Here is a 17243-nt window from a genome sequence, read left to right as displayed (position 1 = left end):
CAGCCGCGCATATTGCTTATTTTATAGAAACCTTTTGCTATACTAGCCCCACTTTATTGGTTAAACACCAACTTATAACACCCTCCCAAACAGCATGGTAGCCTTATGAAATTCTCAAAGTTCGGTCAAAAATTTACCCAGCCCACTGGCATCTCACAATTGATGGATGATCTGGGCGATGCGCTAAAAAGCGATCAGCCAGTCAATATGCTAGGCGGTGGTAATCCGGCACGGATTGAAGCGGTCAATGAGCTGTTTTTGCAGACCTATCAAGCGCTGGGTAACGATGGTAGCTTTCGTGAGGACATTAACAGCACGGCGACGAGTAGTATGGCGAATTACTCCAATCCGCAGGGCGATGCTGCCTTTATCGATGCCTTGGTCGGGTTCTTTAATCGTCATTATGATTGGAATTTGACGGCAGAGAATATCGCACTGACCAATGGCTCGCAGAATGCTTTTTTCTATTTGTTTAACTTGTTTGGTGGTGCGTTCACAGATGAGCAGAACGAATCTGTCGATAAGTCTATTTTACTACCATTAACCCCTGAGTATATCGGCTATAGTGATGTGCATGTCGAAGGTCAGCATTTTATGGCGGTGTTGCCGCATATCGATGAAGTGACGCATGATGGCGAAGAAGGGTTTTTTAAATACCGAGTAGATTTTGAGGCGTTAGAAAACTTGCCCGCATTGAAGGAAGGGCGTATTGGCGCGATTTGTTGTTCGCGTCCGACCAATCCAACGGGTAATGTCTTAACCGATGAGGAAATGGCGCATTTGGCGGAGATTGCTAAGCGTTACGATGTACCGCTGATTATCGATAACGCTTATGGTATGCCCTTCCCTAATATTATTTATTCAGACGTTACCCTTAATTGGGATGACAATACGATCCTGTGCTTTAGTCTGTCGAAGATTGGCTTACCCGGAGTGCGTACCGGTATTATCGTTGCCGCACCTGAGGTGATTGCAGCCGTCAGCGCGATGAATGCCGTGGTTAATCTCTCGCCGACGCGCTTTGGCGCATCTATTGCCACGCCTTTGGTTGAAAATAACGCTATTAAAGACTTGTCGGATAACGAGATTAAGCCTTTTTATCAGCAGCAAGCAAAAAAGGCCATTGCGCTGCTTAAACAAGAGCTGGGTGATTATCCATTGATGATTCATAAGCCTGAGGGGGCGATATTCTTTTGGTTGTGGTTTAAGGACTTGCCGATTACCACGCTTGAGCTGTACGATATTCTCAAAGAAAAAGGGACGCTTATCGTGCCGAGTGAATACTTCTTCCCGGGTGTGGATGTCAGCGATTACCAGCACGCACACGAGTGTATCCGCATGAGTATCGCGGCAGATGAGGACACGTTGGCCAAAGGCATTGCGGTGATTGGTGAAGTGGTGCGTGGGTTATATGATGGGGCTAAGTAGAATCATTTACGCTTAGGCATAAGTTGTACGTCATCGCACCAGTTGTAGGCTATTACCCCGCTATCGGTGCGCGGGGCACATCCTACAAAGGCTTTCTTTTTAGACATAAAAAACGGACTCATTAATAGTCCGTTTTTTTATATAATGACTTTATGAAAACGATCTAACCAAACTCTTTTAGTAAAGCTTTAGCACTCATTTTACCAAAGTCATTCGCTGCTAGTGGCCCATCGCCTGAGATAAGCTTTCTATCTTGATGCGTTTGCCCTGAGGCCAGTTTATTATCAATAGTAACGCCTAAATCCTCTAACTTATCAGCAAAGTACCACGTTAAATCACCCGGCAAATAACCAATTTTTGGCATTTGCTTATCCATCGCAGTGGGGAATACCACCATTTTATAGCCCTTATAGATAAAATCGCGACTGCCATCATCGTCTTGATTTGCCTTTTTATCAGAGCGGTCAGGGCTATCCAGATTAGCCGCTAGTAGAGCAGCTGGTCCATGACAAATTGCTAAGGTAAACAAATCGTTTTTATACGCCCAGCGTAGCACTGCACCAAGGTTTTTATCCTCCGGCAGGCCGAGCATCGCGCCATGACCACCAGGGATAAAAATCGCTGCATAGTCATTGCTTTCTGCCATATCATTGGCGACGAACCCTGCGATACTATTGGGATTGTTAAACTTGGACTCGTACTCACTATAAATTTGTTTAACGTCGTCATCGTCCTCTGGCATCGCCCACTGCTCGACTTTGACCGACTCGCCTGTTGGCGTAAATACATCCACGTCGAAGCCTGCTTGCTTAAAATGTAATAACGGCACCATCATCTCCACCGGATGATTACCGGTATCAAATTTATTACCGTTCTCCATGGTCATATACTGCTCTTCGGTACAGATCATCATGATTTTCTTATCGCCCGTATAGGGATTATCGTACTCGGTATGATCGTAGTTGGTCTTGCTCGGCGCGGCTATCTTTAGCGATGATGTTGAGGGAATATAAATGCCTGCTTCAGTTTCTTGCGGCTCTAAGCCTAGAGTATTTTTGGCGTTGTCTAAAGTGTCTTTGGCTTTATCTAATAGATCTTGGATATTCATAGTGGCTTCCTTTTTTATTGCTTATAGTTTTATGACTTGTATTGGCTCATCAAGAAAGATGACACCTATAAAGTAGCAAAATAAGGAAACGTGAAATAGACGAGACTTTTTATGTTTCGTAAGCTTTGTAAAGATAAGGCCGCTTATGAACCTGTAACTGGTACAAATTTTTCTTGCGTGCTGTGCCTGCGCCGCTCAAGGCTAAGAAAAACCACGTATCTTCTCGCTGTATCGTTTTTATATCGGATTAACTATAGTGGCGGGCGACAGCAAAAGCTAGCCGTCCATTTTTTTATGGCGCTTAAGCAAGACTTTGGCATGGGGGGTGGGCTGAAATATTTTTAGCCATTTATTGGCCGCATACAGCACCAAGGGCAGCAGGCAGGTGTTTATCAGGTCGTGTAGGCTGGCTTTGATATCCAAGACTCCCAGCGCAAACACCCCTTTTGGAAGGATGATATGGCGATTATCCAGATACTCCCCGAGCAGCGCCACGCTCATCACCACCAGCAGTGCCATAAAAGCTCTGAGATTTTGATTTTTGATAAGAGGGCGCAGTATCAGCAGGCACAGCAGATAGACCCCGACACCGACATAGATGTGCAGCGCATCTTTGGCTAGGCCTGTGACATCGATGATATTGATTTTAAAGGCAGTAAAATCCACTGGTGTTTTCCGTATATAACAGCAAGCAATAGCTGCGGCCTATAAGAAGTGAACAGCGCCGTCGACTCACCTTTCAAGCTGATATCTGTTCAGCGTGACTACTGATGAAAAAGACAGCGTTGTCTGGCTATATATCCCACTCAACGAAGTTCTTTAACAGTTGCAAGCCAGCGGTATGGCTTTTTTCGGGGTGAAACTGGGTGGCAAACAAGTTGTCTTGGATCACGCTGGCACAAAACGGCTGGCCATAGTCGCAAACAGCGGCCACTTGTGTGCTATCGGCAGGAACGCAGTAAAAACTGTGCACAAAATAAAAATACGCATGGTCATCGATACCGCGCCACAATGGATGGTGAAAGTCCATACCGCTAATGGTATTCCAGCCCATGTGCGGTACTTTAATCGTCGCGCCTTGCTTGTCTTTCCACGCCGGATCAAAGGCTTCTACGCTACCGTTTAGGATGCCTAGGCAATTTGTGCCGCCATTTTCTGCCGATTGCTCAAACAGCGCTTGCATACCGACACAGATGGCCATCACGGGTTTGTTAAATATCGCGTCGCGTACGACATCATCGATACCCGCAGCGGCCATACCAGCCATACAATCGCGCATGGCACCGACACCGGGGAAGACGATTTTGTCAGCAGCAGCGACAACTTTTGGGTCATTGGTGATAGAGACGTCTGCCCCTACCGCTGACAATGCTTTGCCAGCTGAGTGCAAATTACCCATGCCATAATCTAATAAGGCGATTTTGGTCATTGATTGGTTCTCGTTTTTGAATCGTTTTTATTATATTTGATAACAGCGAATGAGGTATAGATAAAATTCTGCTACGAACAAAAGCGCCAACTGTACAAGCCGTGCAATAAGCGCGGCTGTGACCGTAGCAGCACCGTACCTATCCTTAAAACGCTTCTTTGGTCGACGGTAAGGTATTTAGCGCTCGCTCATCATATTCACAGGCCATACGCAGGGCGCGAGCAAAGGCTTTAAAGGTCGACTCGATTTGGTGATGGCTGTTTTTGCCTTTAAGATTGTCCAAATGCACGGTCATCCATGAGTGGTTGACAAAGCCGTAAAAGAATTCGCTAAACAGATCGACATCGAACTTGCCGACATGTGAGCGGGTAAATGGAATATCCATATGCAGACCTGGACGCCCTGAGAGATCGACGACCGCGCGAGTCAATGACTCATCGAGCGGCGCATAAAAATGCCCATAACGGCGGATGCCTTTTTTGTCGCCCAAAGCTTTGTTAAACGCTTGGCCCAAAGTAATACCGGTGTCCTCGACACTGTGATGGTCATCGATATAGGTATCGCCTGTGCATTTTATATCTAAATCAAAGAGACCATGACGCTTGATCTGATCGATCATATGATCCAAAAACGGCACCCCTGTATCGACGACGCCTTGACCGGTGCCATCGAGATTGACTGTACATTTGACTTGGGTCTCAGCGGTATTGCGCTCGACGGTGGCGGTGCGCGCTGGACGGCCATGTAGGTTTGGGGTTTGAGGCAAGGACTGTTCAGGGGTATGGGTGGTCGAATTGGCTGTCATGGCTACTCTCTATCAATAAAAGCGGTCAATAAAATGTGCTCAATAAAATAGGACGATAAACGTCCAATAAACACTCGTACGTTGCGAGCGGTGTCAACAAAGTCTGTCAATGATAAAAGATTAAAAAAGACTAAAATACGGCTGGCGCGCACGGGCTAAATGCAGTCTGTCTGTCAGAGACAATACGCGGCCTACCTGCATCATAGCAAACCCTAACCACGACCGCCACGGCCAAGCGCCAAACCACGCACAAAATCTGCGTATTCTGCTAAAATAGTGCATTGAGTTTTATCAATCATCAATGCTGTGACGCTGTAATGCCGCGTGCTATCTTGTTTATACCGACCTGACCTTATCACTGTCTATTTATAACATTCCATTTTTGATAGGAACAACTGCCATGCCTTTAGAAGCCATTGCCATCAACCGCTTAGACGCCCCGCTGATCAAAAAACCTGCACGCGACAATGAGCTGGCCGAGCGCTTGGCGGCACTATATGACAGCGATGAAACCCAGCCTAGTGGTGCAGAGGTGCTTCGGCTCGTTGAGCAAGGGTTTAGCCGTGGGCAATATCTATACGTCGGCATGTTTAATGATAAGCCCATCGCTGCGGTGGCTTGCTTCGATGACGGACAAACCAATGCCAAACGCCTACAGTACCTCACCGTACATCTAGAAAACCGCAAACGCGCGATTGATGCCAAGTTTATCAAGCTGGTCTATGATGCCGAGGTCAAAAAAGGCGTGCGAGAGTTCGTCCCTGCCGATGATGCTATTCATCGTATCATGAGCGAGTATGAGCTGCTGCGCGTCAAAGACTAGGGCGTGTCCTCAATTCAATCACTCAAAGTAAGACAAAACCCGATTATTTCGCTTATATTGACGGATATAGAGACTTTTATCACATAAAATGCAAAAACCCCTTGACAGCAGCGGCGATATTTAGTTTAATAGCGCCTCAACGAAGACGGCTCGATAGCTCAGTCGGTAGAGCAACGGATTGAAAATCCGTGTGTCGGCAGTTCGATCCTGCCTCGAGCCACCATTCGTTTACTAGATTCTAAAACCCCAAACATTGAGAAATGTTTGGGGTTTTTTTATGGCTGATTTTTATGGATTAATACTCACTTAACGCTGGTATAGCCTACCGCGCAATAACAGCTCACAGCGCTCGCGTGAATCCAAGTCATAGATCGTTGCACGGTAATCAATACCATGACGCCCCTCAAAAAACACCACCCGATCCCCCACCGCCAAAAAGCACGACGTGCGCGCATCATAGATAAAACCATCAATCACAAAGGCCAAGTCACGGTCTATCTCTCGTACGGTATAGGTCTCACCCTGCGGGATAAAACGCTCAAACCACGCGCCATATGCCGCCGTGGTACTGAGTACACTGATGAGTAGCGCCGCGACACCCAACCTATATTTTGAAAATAAAATCGGGGTGATGCCAAATGGTTTTATACGTTTTATTGTCATGGTTTTGACCTACTCAGTAATCATCAAACGCTATCTAATGCTGGCCTTAGCGATAAAGCCAGCAGCGGTGATTCATATAGTAATCGCTCACTGTCACGGTTGTATAACACTTTTGCGCTGTTTTTTAGACAGCTGCGCTCAGTATACTCGATAGTAGCCGTAAACATCATACAAAGGATAAGGGCACACGATGCGAGAGTTTGATTATGACTTAGATTATAAAAACCTAGACCTGCGCGCGCAGCCTGAGCTATACCGAGTCGGGCGCGGCGAGCAAGGAGTGCTGTTGGTCGAGCCTTATAAGTCTGAGATTTTGCCATACTGGCGCTTTGCCACTCCTGAGGTTGCCAAGCAAAGCAGCGAGACGATTTATCAGATGTTTTTGGATTACTTGGCAAAGGATGATTTTGTTGGTGCTGACATGGCGCGCAAGTTTATCCAAATGGGCTACACACGCGCGCGGCGCTATGCCAATCACAAGGGCGGCAAAAAATACAAAGGGGCGGTACCTGACGATAAAAAAGGCCAAAGCGGCGCGCATGGCCGCGAAGAGTTACCGCGTCAGCAAGAGGACCCTATCAAAGCAGAGTCCGCTCGTATTTTTAAGCAAAAATGGGACGCGTGCCGTAAAAATGACACCTATCTACAAATGAAAAAAGCGCACCGCGAGCGCTATAAAGATGTCGACTAGCGATATTTAAGCCTGCATAAAAGTGGGTGCAAAAGCTTAGCTGTGCTATGGTAGCACAGACGATCAAGATAGCTATCCTTGTATAAAATAGATACGGCGCTTGGCTCGCTTGCAGCGCCCCCCACTCATTGCACACTGTCGCTTGCCTGCCTTGCCTTATATTGCTTGGTATTGTTTGGGCATCGAAGCTATCTTAAATCCGCTATAGCAACACAAAACCGAGAGGAATAATGGATAAGCAACTGTTGATTTTTGATTTTGATGGTACGCTCATCGATAGCGTACCAGACTTGGCCGATGCCGTAAACGCCATGCTAAGCACACTTGGCAAAGACACCTACCCTATTGATACTATACGTAATTGGGTCGGCAACGGCTCACGCATGCTGGTGGCACGTGCCTTGGTCGGCAAAATAGAGGTGCTAGAAGACGAGCTAAATACAGACACTCTGGATCACGCCGAAGCGGTGTTTTTTACGGCTTATAAAGATATCAGCGGTAGCAAAACGGTCGCCTATCCAGACGTCGATAATGGTCTCAAACAACTAAAAGCAGCGGGCTACACCCTGGCTTTGGTCACCAACAAACCCATTGGTTTTGTCCCAAAAATCTTACAGTCCTTCGGCTGGCAAGAGCTGTTTAGTGCTGTGCTCGGCGGCGATAGCTTACCGCAAAAAAAACCAGATGCCGCGCCGCTGCTACATGTCTGCCAAACGCTGGGCGTCACGCCAGCACAAGCCATCATGATAGGCGATTCTAGAAATGATATCTTGGCCGGCCAAAACGCCGGTATGGACACGCTGGGGCTGTCTTATGGCTACAACTATGGACAAGATATTCGTAAGCTAAATCCCACCCATGCGTTTGATGACTTTGCCGCCTTAGTGCAATGGATCCTGCAAAACGATGCATAAGCAATAAAATACAGTCTATACATTGATAATACAGCCTATAGACCTTTAACTTAGGCGAGCCTGATTTGCTCTTATGCTTTGCCCCGATAGCTGAGCGCCTCTGACAAATGAGCGCTGGTGACATCATGACTAGCGGCAAGATCGGCAATGGTACGAGCAACGCGCAAGACTCTATGATAGCCACGCGCCGATAAATTAAGTCGCTGCTGCGCCAACTGCAACAGTTGCTGCTCGCCCTCACCCAGTGGCACATACTTATCGATCTCGCTTGGGCTCAGTGCATTATTGACCTTGTGTTGCCGCGTTATTTGGCGTTGATGCGCGGCGGCAACACGCTCGCGGACTTGGGCGGAGGTTTCGCCTGTCTGCGCGTTCTGTAAGTCTGCGATGGGTAGTGCAGGTACAGTGATGTGCAAATCAATACGATCAAGTAGCGGCCCTGAGAGTTTGTCTTGATAGCGCTTGATCTGCTCAGGTCGACAGCGGCAGCGTCCCGAGCCATCACCGTCATAGCCACATGGGCAAGGGTTCATCGCCGCTACTAGCTGAAAGCTGGCCGGAAAGGTCATTTGTGAGTTGGCACGGCTGATGGTGATTTGCTTGGCCTCCAACGGCTGACGCAAGACCTCAAGCACAGTACGATCAAACTCTGGTAGCTCATCGAGAAATAAAACCCCCTTATCAGCAAGTGTTATTTCACCAGGTTTCGGACGTGAGCCACCGCCCACCAGTGCCACTGCCGATATGGTGTGATGCACTTGACGAAAGGGCCGTGTACCATAATCATAATCACTGTCTGCCACCGAGTAAGTGCTGGCTACCTCCAGCGCCTCCTCATCACTCAAATCTGGCAAGATGGTCGGCAATCTCGATGCCATCAGCGTCTTGCCAGAGCCAGGCGGCCCTGTAAACAGTAACGAATGACCGCCTGCTGCCGCAATCTCTAATGCCCGTCTGGCATGATGCTGGCCTTTGACATCAGCCAAATCTACCTGATAGCCGACATGCCGCTGCACGGTGCTGGGCGTGACAATGGGTAAACGCTGAGAGGTCGCGTTTGGTTCAGTCAGTGACTGTAAGTGCTCACACACAGCCTGCAAGCTCTCAGCGGCCAATACATCTACACCCTCGACGCGGCTGGCCTCAGCACCATTGTCCATGGGCACGATCAACTGCGGCAGTTTTTGCGCGCTAGCTTCTTTCTGATCTTCTTTTTGCGCGCAGCCTTTTGGGTCAGCTGTCGTTGTCATCTGCCCTAACCGCGCCGTTACCCCTTCTGATTTTATCGCCCGTGCTACTGCCAGACTGCCGCTGACTTGGCGCAGCTCGCCATTTAGCGCCAGCTCACCGATAAACTCAAACGCGGACAAGCTCTCAGGCTCGATCTGACCACTCGCCGCTAAGATACCAATCGCAATCGGCAAATCCAGCCGCGCGCCATCTTTTGGCAGGTCCGCTGGCGCTAAGTTGATGGTCAGACGACGATTGGGAAATTGAAAACCTGAGTTTAAGATGGCGGAGCGTACGCGATCCTTACTCTCACGGACGGCCGCCTCTGGCAAACCCACAATGGTGAGTGCAGGCAAGCCTTGCGATAAATGCACCTCAATGATGACCTTGGGGGCATGCAGCCCGACGACTGAGCGGGTATAGACTTGAGCAAACGACATCAGTACTTCCTAATATAGGGAATCAATCGATAATAAAACATTAATTATCAGTGCGCAAATGTCGTGTCTCACTCGCTTTGTTTTCAATTTTAATATCATTTAATACCGATGCGTTAAATAAGGCAGCACTAGCATCACACTTCTATATTGTTATATGATGAATAGATGCGTCTTAATCTCAACCCTAGTCTTAAACGCATGCGCAATAAAAGGATGTTATTGCCTCATAAAGCTGATTGAGTCGAGCTTTATGTACCACGCTTTTTTAACCAACCAAGGATGGATAAGTTATGAGCATCAATGTGCTTAAGCATCGGCGTGTGCCGACCCTTACGCTACTGACAGTGGCCGTCTCCTTAGCTCTATTCGGTTGTTCGGATAGTGACAACAGTTTTAATAACGCTGATACCGCCCAGCCCACGACCACCTACGAGGTGGACATCCAGCGCACCGAGTTTGGCATCCCGCATATCACCGCAAAAGACTATAAAAGCCTAGGATACGGCGTTGGTTATGCCTTTGCCGAGGACAATATCTGCTCGCTGGCCCGCGAAATCGTGGTCGCTCGTGGTCAGAGTATGCTCTATCTGGGCGAGGACGGTGATGTCACCAGCGATGTGTTTTATACCTGGTACAACTCGCCTGCCAAACGCCAGCAGTTTTTGGCCGCCCAACAGCCAGAAGTACTTGATGCCGTAGCAGGCTATGCGGCAGGCTATAGTCGCTACTTGCGCGATACAGGGGTGGGCAACATCGACCCTGAGTGTGCAGGCGCGCCATGGGTACAAGAAATCGATACCGATGACTTGCTTGCGCTTTATGGTAAGGCTAACTTGCGCGGCGGGCTTGCCAATTTTGTTGCGCCCATCGTCGCAGCAGCCCCGCCTGCAGTAGATACAGCTATGACGAGCCGTAGGCTGCCTACCAGCTCAGGTGCGGCATCAGAGACATCGCTATACTCTTCTTCATCGGCCTCAGCATCAGAGCTGGCGGCGGGCTTTGATTTTGATATGACCACCATCAATGTGATGGATGGCGGCAGTAATGCTTACGCCTTGGGCAGTGGGGTCACCGGCACCCAGCGCGGTATTCTCTATGGCAACCCGCACGAGCCTTGGGATGGCGTACAGCGTTTTTATCAATTTCATCTCACCTTGCCAGGCGAGCTAGACGTCATGGGCGCCGCTCAGCAAGGTCAGCCATTTCCCAATATTGGGTTTAATAAAGACGTCGCTTGGAGCCATACCGTCTCTACCGCCAAACGCTTTACGCTCTATCAGCTTAACCTAGTCGATGGCGATCCGATGAAATATACCTATGAAAACACTGAAGGCGCTGTCGAGGAGCGCGACATCAAAAAAGTCGATGTGACGATCCAGCTGCCTGACAACGGCAGCCTGACTCAGCCCATCTATCTGTCGCATTATGGTCCGATGCTCGCGGTCAACACCGTCAACGGTCTCCTGCCAGCATGGGGCAGTAACAATCTGGCCTTTACCATTCGTGATGCTGCCTCAGAAAACCCGCGCTCACTTAACCAATGGCTTAGTATGAATAAAGCCGATAGCGTCGAAGATTTAAAAGAGCGTATGCAAGACACCGTCGGGCTTGGTTTTGTCAATACCATCGCTGCAGATAGACAGGGCAAAGCCTTGTACGCTGATATCTCAACCGTCCCTCATGTGACTGCAGACAAGCTAAAGAGCTGCATCGCAGGACAGCCGTTTTTACAAGGCATTGTCAGTTTTGATTTACCCGCGCTCAATGGTAGCAAGGCCGCTTGTGAATGGGGCAATGATGCAGATTCGCCGCAAGCTGGGATTTTTGGCGCATCAAACCTACCTTTTTTGATACGTGATGATTATGTGGCCAACTCCAATGACAGCTATTGGTTTAGCAATCCAAATCAGCCATTGACCGATTTTTCACCACTACTGCGTCGGCGCTTAACCCCCTTTATCTCGGCCAATCCACCAGATGGCGTACCGTTATTGATGCGCACGCGTATGGGTTTTCAGCAGATATTTGATCGTTTGGACAACTCAGATGGGTTAGGCGGCGACACCTTTACTCTAGAAAACCTCCAACAAGTGGTCTATGGCAACCGCAGTTATGTCGCGGAGCTAGTGCTTGATGATGTCCTCGCTGACTGCGCCGCCAACCCGATGCTGACGTTATCGAGCGGTGGCAGTATCGACGCGACCCAAGCCTGCACAGTGCTGAGCAATTGGGACCGCCGTAATAACTTAGACAGTAGGGGCGCTCATGTCTTTAGAGAGTTTTGGCGCAATGTCGACTTTACCGAAACCACTGATGATGCTTTTGATGTGCCGTTTGATGAGTCTGACCCTATCAACACACCGCGCGATCTTAAAATCACAGCGGGCACCCGTGCCGCCTTGGCAGATGCGATTGCCTACTTTCAAAACAATGGCGTGGCGCTCGATGCCACATTGGGCGAGCTACAATACACCCTTGATGCCAGCAAAAACAACGAGCGTATTCCGATGCATGGCGGCCAAGGACGTGAAGGCGTCTTTAACGTAGCGCGCGGCCCAGCACCAAACGCTGATGCCAGCGAGTATGCCTTTATCAATAACGGCCCGACATATATGCAAGCGGTGACGTTTGATGACAAAGGCCCTGTGGTCAACGCCTTACTGGCGTATTCGCAATCCGCGGATAGCACACGCCCTTATAACCGTGACCAGACGCGGCGTTACTCTGCAAAAGACTGGATTCGCCTGCCGTTTAGTGCCGGTGAGATTGCAACTCACGCGGTGGGCGATACGCTGCAATTAACCGAGTAAAACCAACTGCTATTTAACCTTATCAAAAGACCTCAGACCACACCGCTGAGGTCTTTTTTTCTGCTGAGCAAGCGCCGTTTCAAGAGCGTAGCAATTCTAAGCCTTTACACCCCCGCTATCACTTCCCCACATCCCAGTCCTTACCCAACTACTATAAGTCGTCTCCCCACTACTGGTAGGGATTTGTTATACTAGCGGTAGCAAGTCAGTCATCTCTATACAACCAAAAGCGGCACCCAAAACCGCAGCCTGTATGGTCAACCCGAGGAATGCCGTATGACAGAATACTCACAACCAGATACTCAGCAGCCCTACAACCGCGCTGACGAGCAGCCGACGACCACGCGCCCTGTCATGCAGCCTGACAACCCATATGCCAGTACGCGCGGCAGTATCACCAGCAAGCAGCTGCCAGCGTTTGATGAAGCGATGATCCAAAAATACAATCGTTCAGGGCCACGTTATACCTCTTATCCAACAGCGCTGGAGTTTACCCCGATACCAGTAGATTTAGAGACCAAAATTCTAAAAAATCGCGAAGCGCGGGCGCCGCTGTCTTTATATTTTCATATTCCGTTCTGTCGCCACCTTTGCTATTACTGCGCTTGCAATAAAATCATTACTAAGAAAAATAGCGACTCAGGCGACTACTTAGAGTATCTCATCGCTGAAATTAAACTCAAGCGGCGCTTATTGACCACTGAAGGTGGCAAGAACCCAGTCGTCAAGCAGCTACACCTAGGCGGCGGTACGCCAACTTTTTTGCGTGATGAAGAGATGGTACAGCTGTGGGAGTTTTTACAAACGCAGTTTGAGTTTTTGAGTGATGATGAAGGCGACTACTCTATCGAGATTGATCCGCGTGAGCTGAGCGGCAACACCCTCAAGGTCCTACGCGATCTGGGCTTTAACCGCATCAGTTTAGGGGTACAAGACTTAGAGGAGAGCGTCCAAATCGCCGTCAACCGCGTGCATTCAGCGGAATTAATCGAAAACGTACTTACTGAAGCACGCGAATTGGGCTTTCATTCTATCAATATCGATCTGATCTACGGTCTGCCGCATCAAACGCCTGAGACATTGGAGCAAACCGTACGTCGCATCATCGAGATGGCACCCGACCGGCTGTCGGTGTTTAACTACGCGCATCTGCCGGAGCGCTTTAAAGCCCAGCGCCAAATCAAAGAAGCGGATTTACCTAGCCCTGCGGCCAAACTGACCATGCTGGGCAACACCATTAACACGCTCACCGAGGCAGGCTATCAATACATTGGCATCGACCACTTTGCCAAGCCCGATGACGAGCTGGCTGTGGCACAGCGCGAGGGTAAGTTGCATCGCAATTTTCAGGGCTATACCATCATGGGCGACTGTGATTTGCTCGGCTTTGGGGTCTCATCGATCAGTCAAATCGCCAATGCCAATAGCCGCTATATCTTGCAAAACGATACCGACCTGCAAGCTTATCAAGCCACCATCGATGCCGCGCAGCACAATCTGGCCATCATGCCTGCGGTCAAAGTGATCAAAACCTCTATCAAAGATCGCTTGCGCGAGTATGTGATCATGAATCTGCTGTGTCACGACTACATCGACTTTAAAGACATCAATCAAAAATTTGGTATCGATGCCATCACCTATTTTATTGATGAGATTGCGCAGTTAGGCGCGATGCAAGAGGACAGACTTATCGATATGGATGCCGCTGGTATTCGTGTGCTGCCAAAAGGTCGTCTACTCGGTCGCAACGTCGCCATGGTGTTTGATGAATATTTGGACAAAAAGCACAAAAACCGCTTTTCTAAAGTGATTTAATGTACTTTAAAAAATACTTTATGCACAAAAAAGACCTCGTTTTTGAGGTCTTTTGTTATGTCAATATGAGCGCTCAACCGTAGCGTTGTTACACCTTAAACTTATCGCCAACCATACCTTTGACCGTGCTCAAGATATCTGCAGGCAGTACCACCATTTTTGAGTTATCAGACTCTGCAAGTTGACGTATCGACTTGATGTATTGCTCGCCTAGCAGATAAACAATCGGCATCTCTTCATCACCCATCGCAGCGGTAATCAAGCGAATGGACTCCTCAGAGCCTTTGGCCAGCACCACTTGTGCTTCAGCGTCACGACGGGAGGCTTCTAGGCGACCATCTGCTTCTAAGATAGCGGCCTGTTTTTGTCCATCGGCACGCGTCACTGTCGCACGGCGCAAACGCTCAGCCGCCGCCTGCTCTTCCATCGATGCTTGCATCGTATCTGAGGGGTTGATGTCTTGGATCTCGACTGTTTTGAGTGTGATACCCCAATCAGCGATGTCTTCTGAAATGGCATGCTTGAGCTTGGTTTTAATCTCCTCACGACTAGATAGTGCGTTATCCAAATCCATCTCACCGATGATCGAGCGCAGCGACGTCTGCACAAGGTTACGAATACCATACTCATAGTCTTCAATACCATAGACCGCTTTGTCCGGGCGGACGATATTGATATAAGCCACCGCGTTGGCGATGATGACCACGTTATCACGGGTGATAACTTCTTGCGATGGAATATCAAGTACGATGTCTTTGGTGGTGACTTTATACGCGACGTCATCGACATAAGGGATAATAAGGTTGAGACCAGGCTCTAGCGTCTGGCTATATTTACCCAGTCGCTGCACCACCCACTTATAACCTTGCGGTACGATGCGCACCCCTTTAAACACGGTAAAGACTACCAGTGCAATCAACACCACCATCACAATGCTAAAGCTTTCCATAACTCATCCCTATAATTGATAATTGTATTTGACTGGCAGTCAAAATTGCCTATTTTTTTGGCTCAGCGTAGGCGACTGCATACTTCTGACGATCAGCTCATTGCCCACGATATCTGTCACCACCACCCGCTCACCAACTGCAATCTCCTCTCCTGTGGTGCGGCACATCCACTCTGCCGCGCCAACGATAGGGACACTAAAGCGCACGATACCTGCGCGCTCGGGCTGCGGTGATAGCACAATCATCCCTGTCTCACCCACGATGACACCACCGCCCAATCCAGCTTTGGTACGGTCCACTGATAAAGGCTTGATAAACTTAAACCATGCCACTAAAAACACCGCCGACAGCACCAACCAAATAACAACTTGCACAAAAAGAGAAATCGGCAAGAGCCAAGCCAATGCTGCAACAATAATGGCAGCGGCACCAAACCACAGGCTGGCGAATGTCGGTACAAACATCTCAACAATCAGCAACAAAAAGCCCAGTACCAACCAATGCCAAGGCTCAATCATCAAAAACATCTCCATCATTGCCACCCACCCTGTTTGAATCATCCTAGCTTGCTATCCTAGCTTTCAATGTAGCATACTTTGAGCGTTTATAACCTCTTAAAAATCATCAATATACACCACTCATAACACAACGCCCATATCTTAGATGAAATCAAAAAGCGCCGAATAACCTTTGCCACATAAAAAAACGACCGCCAAAGCGATCGTTTTTTGTCTGATATATAAATATAAGGTGTGGTCAATCAATGCCTTAGAACTTCACCTGAGCACCAACAGTCATTAGATCAGCATCACTTCCCAACTTGTCGTATTCAGCTTCAACGCTAAAGTTTGGATTCACTGAATAACCAAGACCAACACCGCCTGCTAGGCTCGTATCACTGTCCGAATACGTCTCGGTTCTGATTTCAGTATTGCCAATATTGCGCGTATAGTCCCCTTCTATCTCAGTTTTTGCCACACCTAGTTTACCTTTGGCGTATAACCCTGTATTTGGGAACTGATAGCGGTAAGTACCATAAGCGCCATAAGACTTAGCATCAATATCGCCACCGCGATAATCTGCATCATCTGAGCCGACATACTCAGCTTCGATACCAAAGTTAGGGTCAAAATTATAACCCCCATAGATACCATAAGCCGTTGGATCATCAGCATCATTGACGTCTAGATCAAATTGACCGACTTTGGCACCGACGTAGGCTTGACCGGTGTAACCATTACCATAAGTAACAGCAGCTTGTGCGCCTACGGTGAGTAATGAACCTGCCGCTAAAGCCAATAGTGTCTTTTGTAAAGTTTTCATAATATTCCCCTAAGATAGTGTAGTTCGTCAATCTTATATAGAGTATTGGTTTGAGAAACGAGATAGAAAACTGTCGTTTCTCAATGATTGCATTTCTCTTATAAAGTTCTAATCCGGTAGACTTTAAGTCATTTCATCATCGATTTAGAATTTTAAATGAGCGCCCACTGTTAATAGTTTGGCATCAACATCGCTATCCATCATGGCGTATTCAGCTTCTACGCCAAAGTCAGGATTCACCGAATAGCCCAAGCCAACACCACCAGCGATACCAGTATCACTACTAGAATTTGAAACTTTAACTGGTCCCACAGTGTAATCGCCTTCTACTTCAGTTTTGGCTACCCCTAGTTTGCCTTTGGCGTATAAGCCCGTGTTTGGAAACTGGTAGCGAGCCGTACCATAAGCACCATACGTTTTGGCATCTAGGTCACCATTTATGTAGTCAGCATCGTCTGAGCCGACATATTCTGCTTCGATACCGAAGTTTTGGTCAAAGTTATAACCACCATAAACACCATAAGCTGTTGGGTCATCAGCATCGTCGATATCTAAGTCAAACTGACCGACTTTTACACCCACATAAGGTTGGCCTGTGTAGCCGTTACTATAAGTCGTCGCAGATTGAGCACTGACTGTCAACAATGAACCAGTAGCTAGTGCAAGTAGGGTTTTTTGTAGAGTATTCATGATAAGCTCCTTAAAACTATGACAAACAAGTTATCTATTTATATAGGCTTTTGGCCTTATCGCCTTGTTTGCTAACGATGAATAGATAGTAACAAACTATTTCAAGCTCTCTGTCAGTGTTTGA

16 protein-coding genes and 1 tRNA gene are annotated in these 17243 nt (G+C 48.2%); 7 read left to right on the top strand and 10 right to left on the bottom strand.

Annotation, left to right across the window (positions count from 1 at the left end; genetic code table 11):
* Positions 1–105: 105 nt before the first annotated feature.
* Positions 106–1428, top strand: coding sequence for a valine--pyruvate transaminase (locus tag JFC05_RS06680; RefSeq protein ID WP_198336297.1), 1323 nt, complete (start codon positions 106–108; stop codon positions 1426–1428).
* A 163-nt stretch (positions 1429–1591) separates the two neighbouring features.
* On the opposite strand, the gene JFC05_RS06675 is transcribed toward JFC05_RS06680, so the two are convergent.
* From JFC05_RS06675 to hisB, 4 genes are all read right to left on the bottom strand, one after another.
* The gene (locus tag JFC05_RS06675; RefSeq protein WP_198336296.1) at positions 1592–2536 is read right to left on the bottom strand and encodes a DJ-1/PfpI family protein; all 945 of its coding nucleotides are present in this window, start codon (positions 2534–2536) and stop codon (positions 1592–1594) included.
* 276 nt (positions 2537–2812) lie between these two features.
* On the bottom strand, positions 2813–3202 hold the full coding sequence (locus JFC05_RS06670; RefSeq protein ID WP_198336295.1) for a hypothetical protein: 390 nt from the start codon (positions 3200–3202) through the stop codon (positions 2813–2815).
* Between the two features lie 127 nt (positions 3203–3329).
* Positions 3330–3965, bottom strand: a complete 636-nt coding sequence (gene hisH / locus JFC05_RS06665; RefSeq protein WP_198336294.1) for an imidazole glycerol phosphate synthase subunit HisH — start codon at positions 3963–3965, stop codon at positions 3330–3332.
* A 145-nt stretch (positions 3966–4110) separates the two neighbouring features.
* Complete coding sequence (gene hisB / locus JFC05_RS06660) at positions 4111–4770, bottom strand: imidazoleglycerol-phosphate dehydratase HisB (RefSeq protein WP_227526355.1); 660 nt, start codon at positions 4768–4770, stop codon at positions 4111–4113.
* 400 nt (positions 4771–5170) lie between these two features.
* Between hisB and JFC05_RS06655 the strand changes: the two genes are divergently transcribed.
* Together JFC05_RS06655 and JFC05_RS06650 are read left to right on the top strand one after the other, a co-directional pair.
* Positions 5171–5593, top strand: a complete 423-nt coding sequence (locus JFC05_RS06655; RefSeq protein WP_198336293.1) for a hypothetical protein — start codon at positions 5171–5173, stop codon at positions 5591–5593.
* Positions 5594–5740: 147 nt separating this feature from the next.
* A tRNA-Phe gene (locus tag JFC05_RS06650) sits at positions 5741–5816 on the top strand.
* Between the two features lie 83 nt (positions 5817–5899).
* Here JFC05_RS06650 and JFC05_RS06645 read toward each other — a convergent pair.
* Positions 5900–6256, bottom strand: a complete 357-nt coding sequence (locus JFC05_RS06645) for a hypothetical protein (protein ID WP_198336292.1) — start codon at positions 6254–6256, stop codon at positions 5900–5902.
* 190 nt (positions 6257–6446) lie between these two features.
* On the opposite strand from JFC05_RS06645, the gene JFC05_RS06640 reads away from it, so the two are divergent.
* Both JFC05_RS06640 and JFC05_RS06635 read left to right on the top strand, forming a co-directional pair.
* Positions 6447–6947 (top strand): DUF4385 domain-containing protein, encoded by a 501-nt coding sequence (locus JFC05_RS06640; protein ID WP_105244414.1) that lies wholly within the window; start codon positions 6447–6449, stop codon positions 6945–6947.
* Positions 6948–7177: 230 nt separating this feature from the next.
* Positions 7178–7861 carry a phosphoglycolate phosphatase gene (locus JFC05_RS06635; protein WP_198336291.1) on the top strand — a complete coding sequence of 228 codons (684 nt, stop codon included), beginning with the start codon at positions 7178–7180 and terminating at the stop codon, positions 7859–7861.
* Between the two features lie 71 nt (positions 7862–7932).
* On the opposite strand, the gene JFC05_RS06630 is transcribed toward JFC05_RS06635, so the two are convergent.
* Positions 7933–9531, bottom strand: a complete 1599-nt coding sequence (locus JFC05_RS06630; RefSeq protein ID WP_198336290.1) for a YifB family Mg chelatase-like AAA ATPase — start codon at positions 9529–9531, stop codon at positions 7933–7935.
* Between the two features lie 290 nt (positions 9532–9821).
* On the opposite strand from JFC05_RS06630, the gene JFC05_RS06625 reads away from it, so the two are divergent.
* Both JFC05_RS06625 and hemN read left to right on the top strand, forming a co-directional pair.
* Positions 9822–12341: a penicillin acylase family protein gene (locus tag JFC05_RS06625; protein WP_198336289.1), complete on the top strand. Its 2520-nt coding sequence runs from the start codon at positions 9822–9824 to the stop codon at positions 12339–12341.
* Between the two features lie 354 nt (positions 12342–12695).
* A complete protein-coding gene (hemN, locus tag JFC05_RS06620; protein ID WP_420850563.1) occupies positions 12696–14156 on the top strand; it encodes an oxygen-independent coproporphyrinogen III oxidase in 1461 nt (486 codons plus the stop codon).
* 88 nt (positions 14157–14244) lie between these two features.
* On the opposite strand, the gene JFC05_RS06615 is transcribed toward hemN, so the two are convergent.
* From JFC05_RS06615 to JFC05_RS06600, 4 genes are all read right to left on the bottom strand, one after another.
* Positions 14245–15105, bottom strand: coding sequence for an SPFH domain-containing protein (locus JFC05_RS06615; protein WP_075101278.1), 861 nt, complete (start codon positions 15103–15105; stop codon positions 14245–14247).
* A 39-nt stretch (positions 15106–15144) separates the two neighbouring features.
* Entirely contained in the window at positions 15145–15642 is a 498-nt protein-coding gene (locus tag JFC05_RS06610) for an NfeD family protein (RefSeq protein ID WP_105246459.1), read from the bottom strand.
* A 232-nt stretch (positions 15643–15874) separates the two neighbouring features.
* Positions 15875–16429, bottom strand: a complete 555-nt coding sequence (locus tag JFC05_RS06605) for a porin family protein (RefSeq protein ID WP_198336287.1) — start codon at positions 16427–16429, stop codon at positions 15875–15877.
* 144 nt (positions 16430–16573) lie between these two features.
* Positions 16574–17119: a porin family protein gene (locus JFC05_RS06600; RefSeq protein WP_198336286.1), complete on the bottom strand. Its 546-nt coding sequence runs from the start codon at positions 17117–17119 to the stop codon at positions 16574–16576.
* Between the last annotated feature and the right edge of the window lie 124 nt (positions 17120–17243).

The sequence above is a fragment of the Psychrobacter celer genome (assembly GCF_016107555.1).
Classification (GTDB): Bacteria; Pseudomonadota; Gammaproteobacteria; order Pseudomonadales; family Moraxellaceae; genus Psychrobacter; species Psychrobacter celer.
This window is presented reverse-complemented; position numbering and strand designations above follow the sequence as displayed.

Excerpts from the sequence above, each read along its gene's own strand:
- JFC05_RS06625 (WP_198336289.1), top strand. The coding sequence starts at position 9,822 with ATGAGCATCAATGTGCTTAAGCATCGGCGTGTGCCGACCCTTACGCTA.
- JFC05_RS06630 (WP_198336290.1), bottom strand. The coding sequence starts at position 9,531 with ATGTCGTTTGCTCAAGTCTATACCCGCTCAGTCGTCGGGCTGCATGCC.
- JFC05_RS06605 (WP_198336287.1), bottom strand. The coding sequence starts at position 16,429 with ATGAAAACTTTACAAAAGACACTATTGGCTTTAGCGGCAGGTTCATTA.
- JFC05_RS06675 (WP_198336296.1), bottom strand. The coding sequence starts at position 2,536 with ATGAATATCCAAGATCTATTAGATAAAGCCAAAGACACTTTAGACAAC.
- JFC05_RS06645 (WP_198336292.1), bottom strand. The coding sequence starts at position 6,256 with ATGACAATAAAACGTATAAAACCATTTGGCATCACCCCGATTTTATTT.
- hisH (WP_198336294.1), bottom strand. The coding sequence starts at position 3,965 with ATGACCAAAATCGCCTTATTAGATTATGGCATGGGTAATTTGCACTCA.
- JFC05_RS06655 (WP_198336293.1), top strand. The coding sequence starts at position 5,171 with ATGCCTTTAGAAGCCATTGCCATCAACCGCTTAGACGCCCCGCTGATC.
- JFC05_RS06640 (WP_105244414.1), top strand. The coding sequence starts at position 6,447 with ATGCGAGAGTTTGATTATGACTTAGATTATAAAAACCTAGACCTGCGC.
- hemN (WP_420850563.1), top strand. The coding sequence starts at position 12,696 with ATGCAGCCTGACAACCCATATGCCAGTACGCGCGGCAGTATCACCAGC.
- JFC05_RS06615 (WP_075101278.1), bottom strand. The coding sequence starts at position 15,105 with ATGGAAAGCTTTAGCATTGTGATGGTGGTGTTGATTGCACTGGTAGTC.
- JFC05_RS06610 (WP_105246459.1), bottom strand. The coding sequence starts at position 15,642 with ATGATGGAGATGTTTTTGATGATTGAGCCTTGGCATTGGTTGGTACTG.
- JFC05_RS06680 (WP_198336297.1), top strand. The coding sequence starts at position 106 with ATGAAATTCTCAAAGTTCGGTCAAAAATTTACCCAGCCCACTGGCATC.
- JFC05_RS06635 (WP_198336291.1), top strand. The coding sequence starts at position 7,178 with ATGGATAAGCAACTGTTGATTTTTGATTTTGATGGTACGCTCATCGAT.
- JFC05_RS06600 (WP_198336286.1), bottom strand. The coding sequence starts at position 17,119 with ATGAATACTCTACAAAAAACCCTACTTGCACTAGCTACTGGTTCATTG.
- hisB (WP_227526355.1), bottom strand. The coding sequence starts at position 4,770 with ATGACAGCCAATTCGACCACCCATACCCCTGAACAGTCCTTGCCTCAA.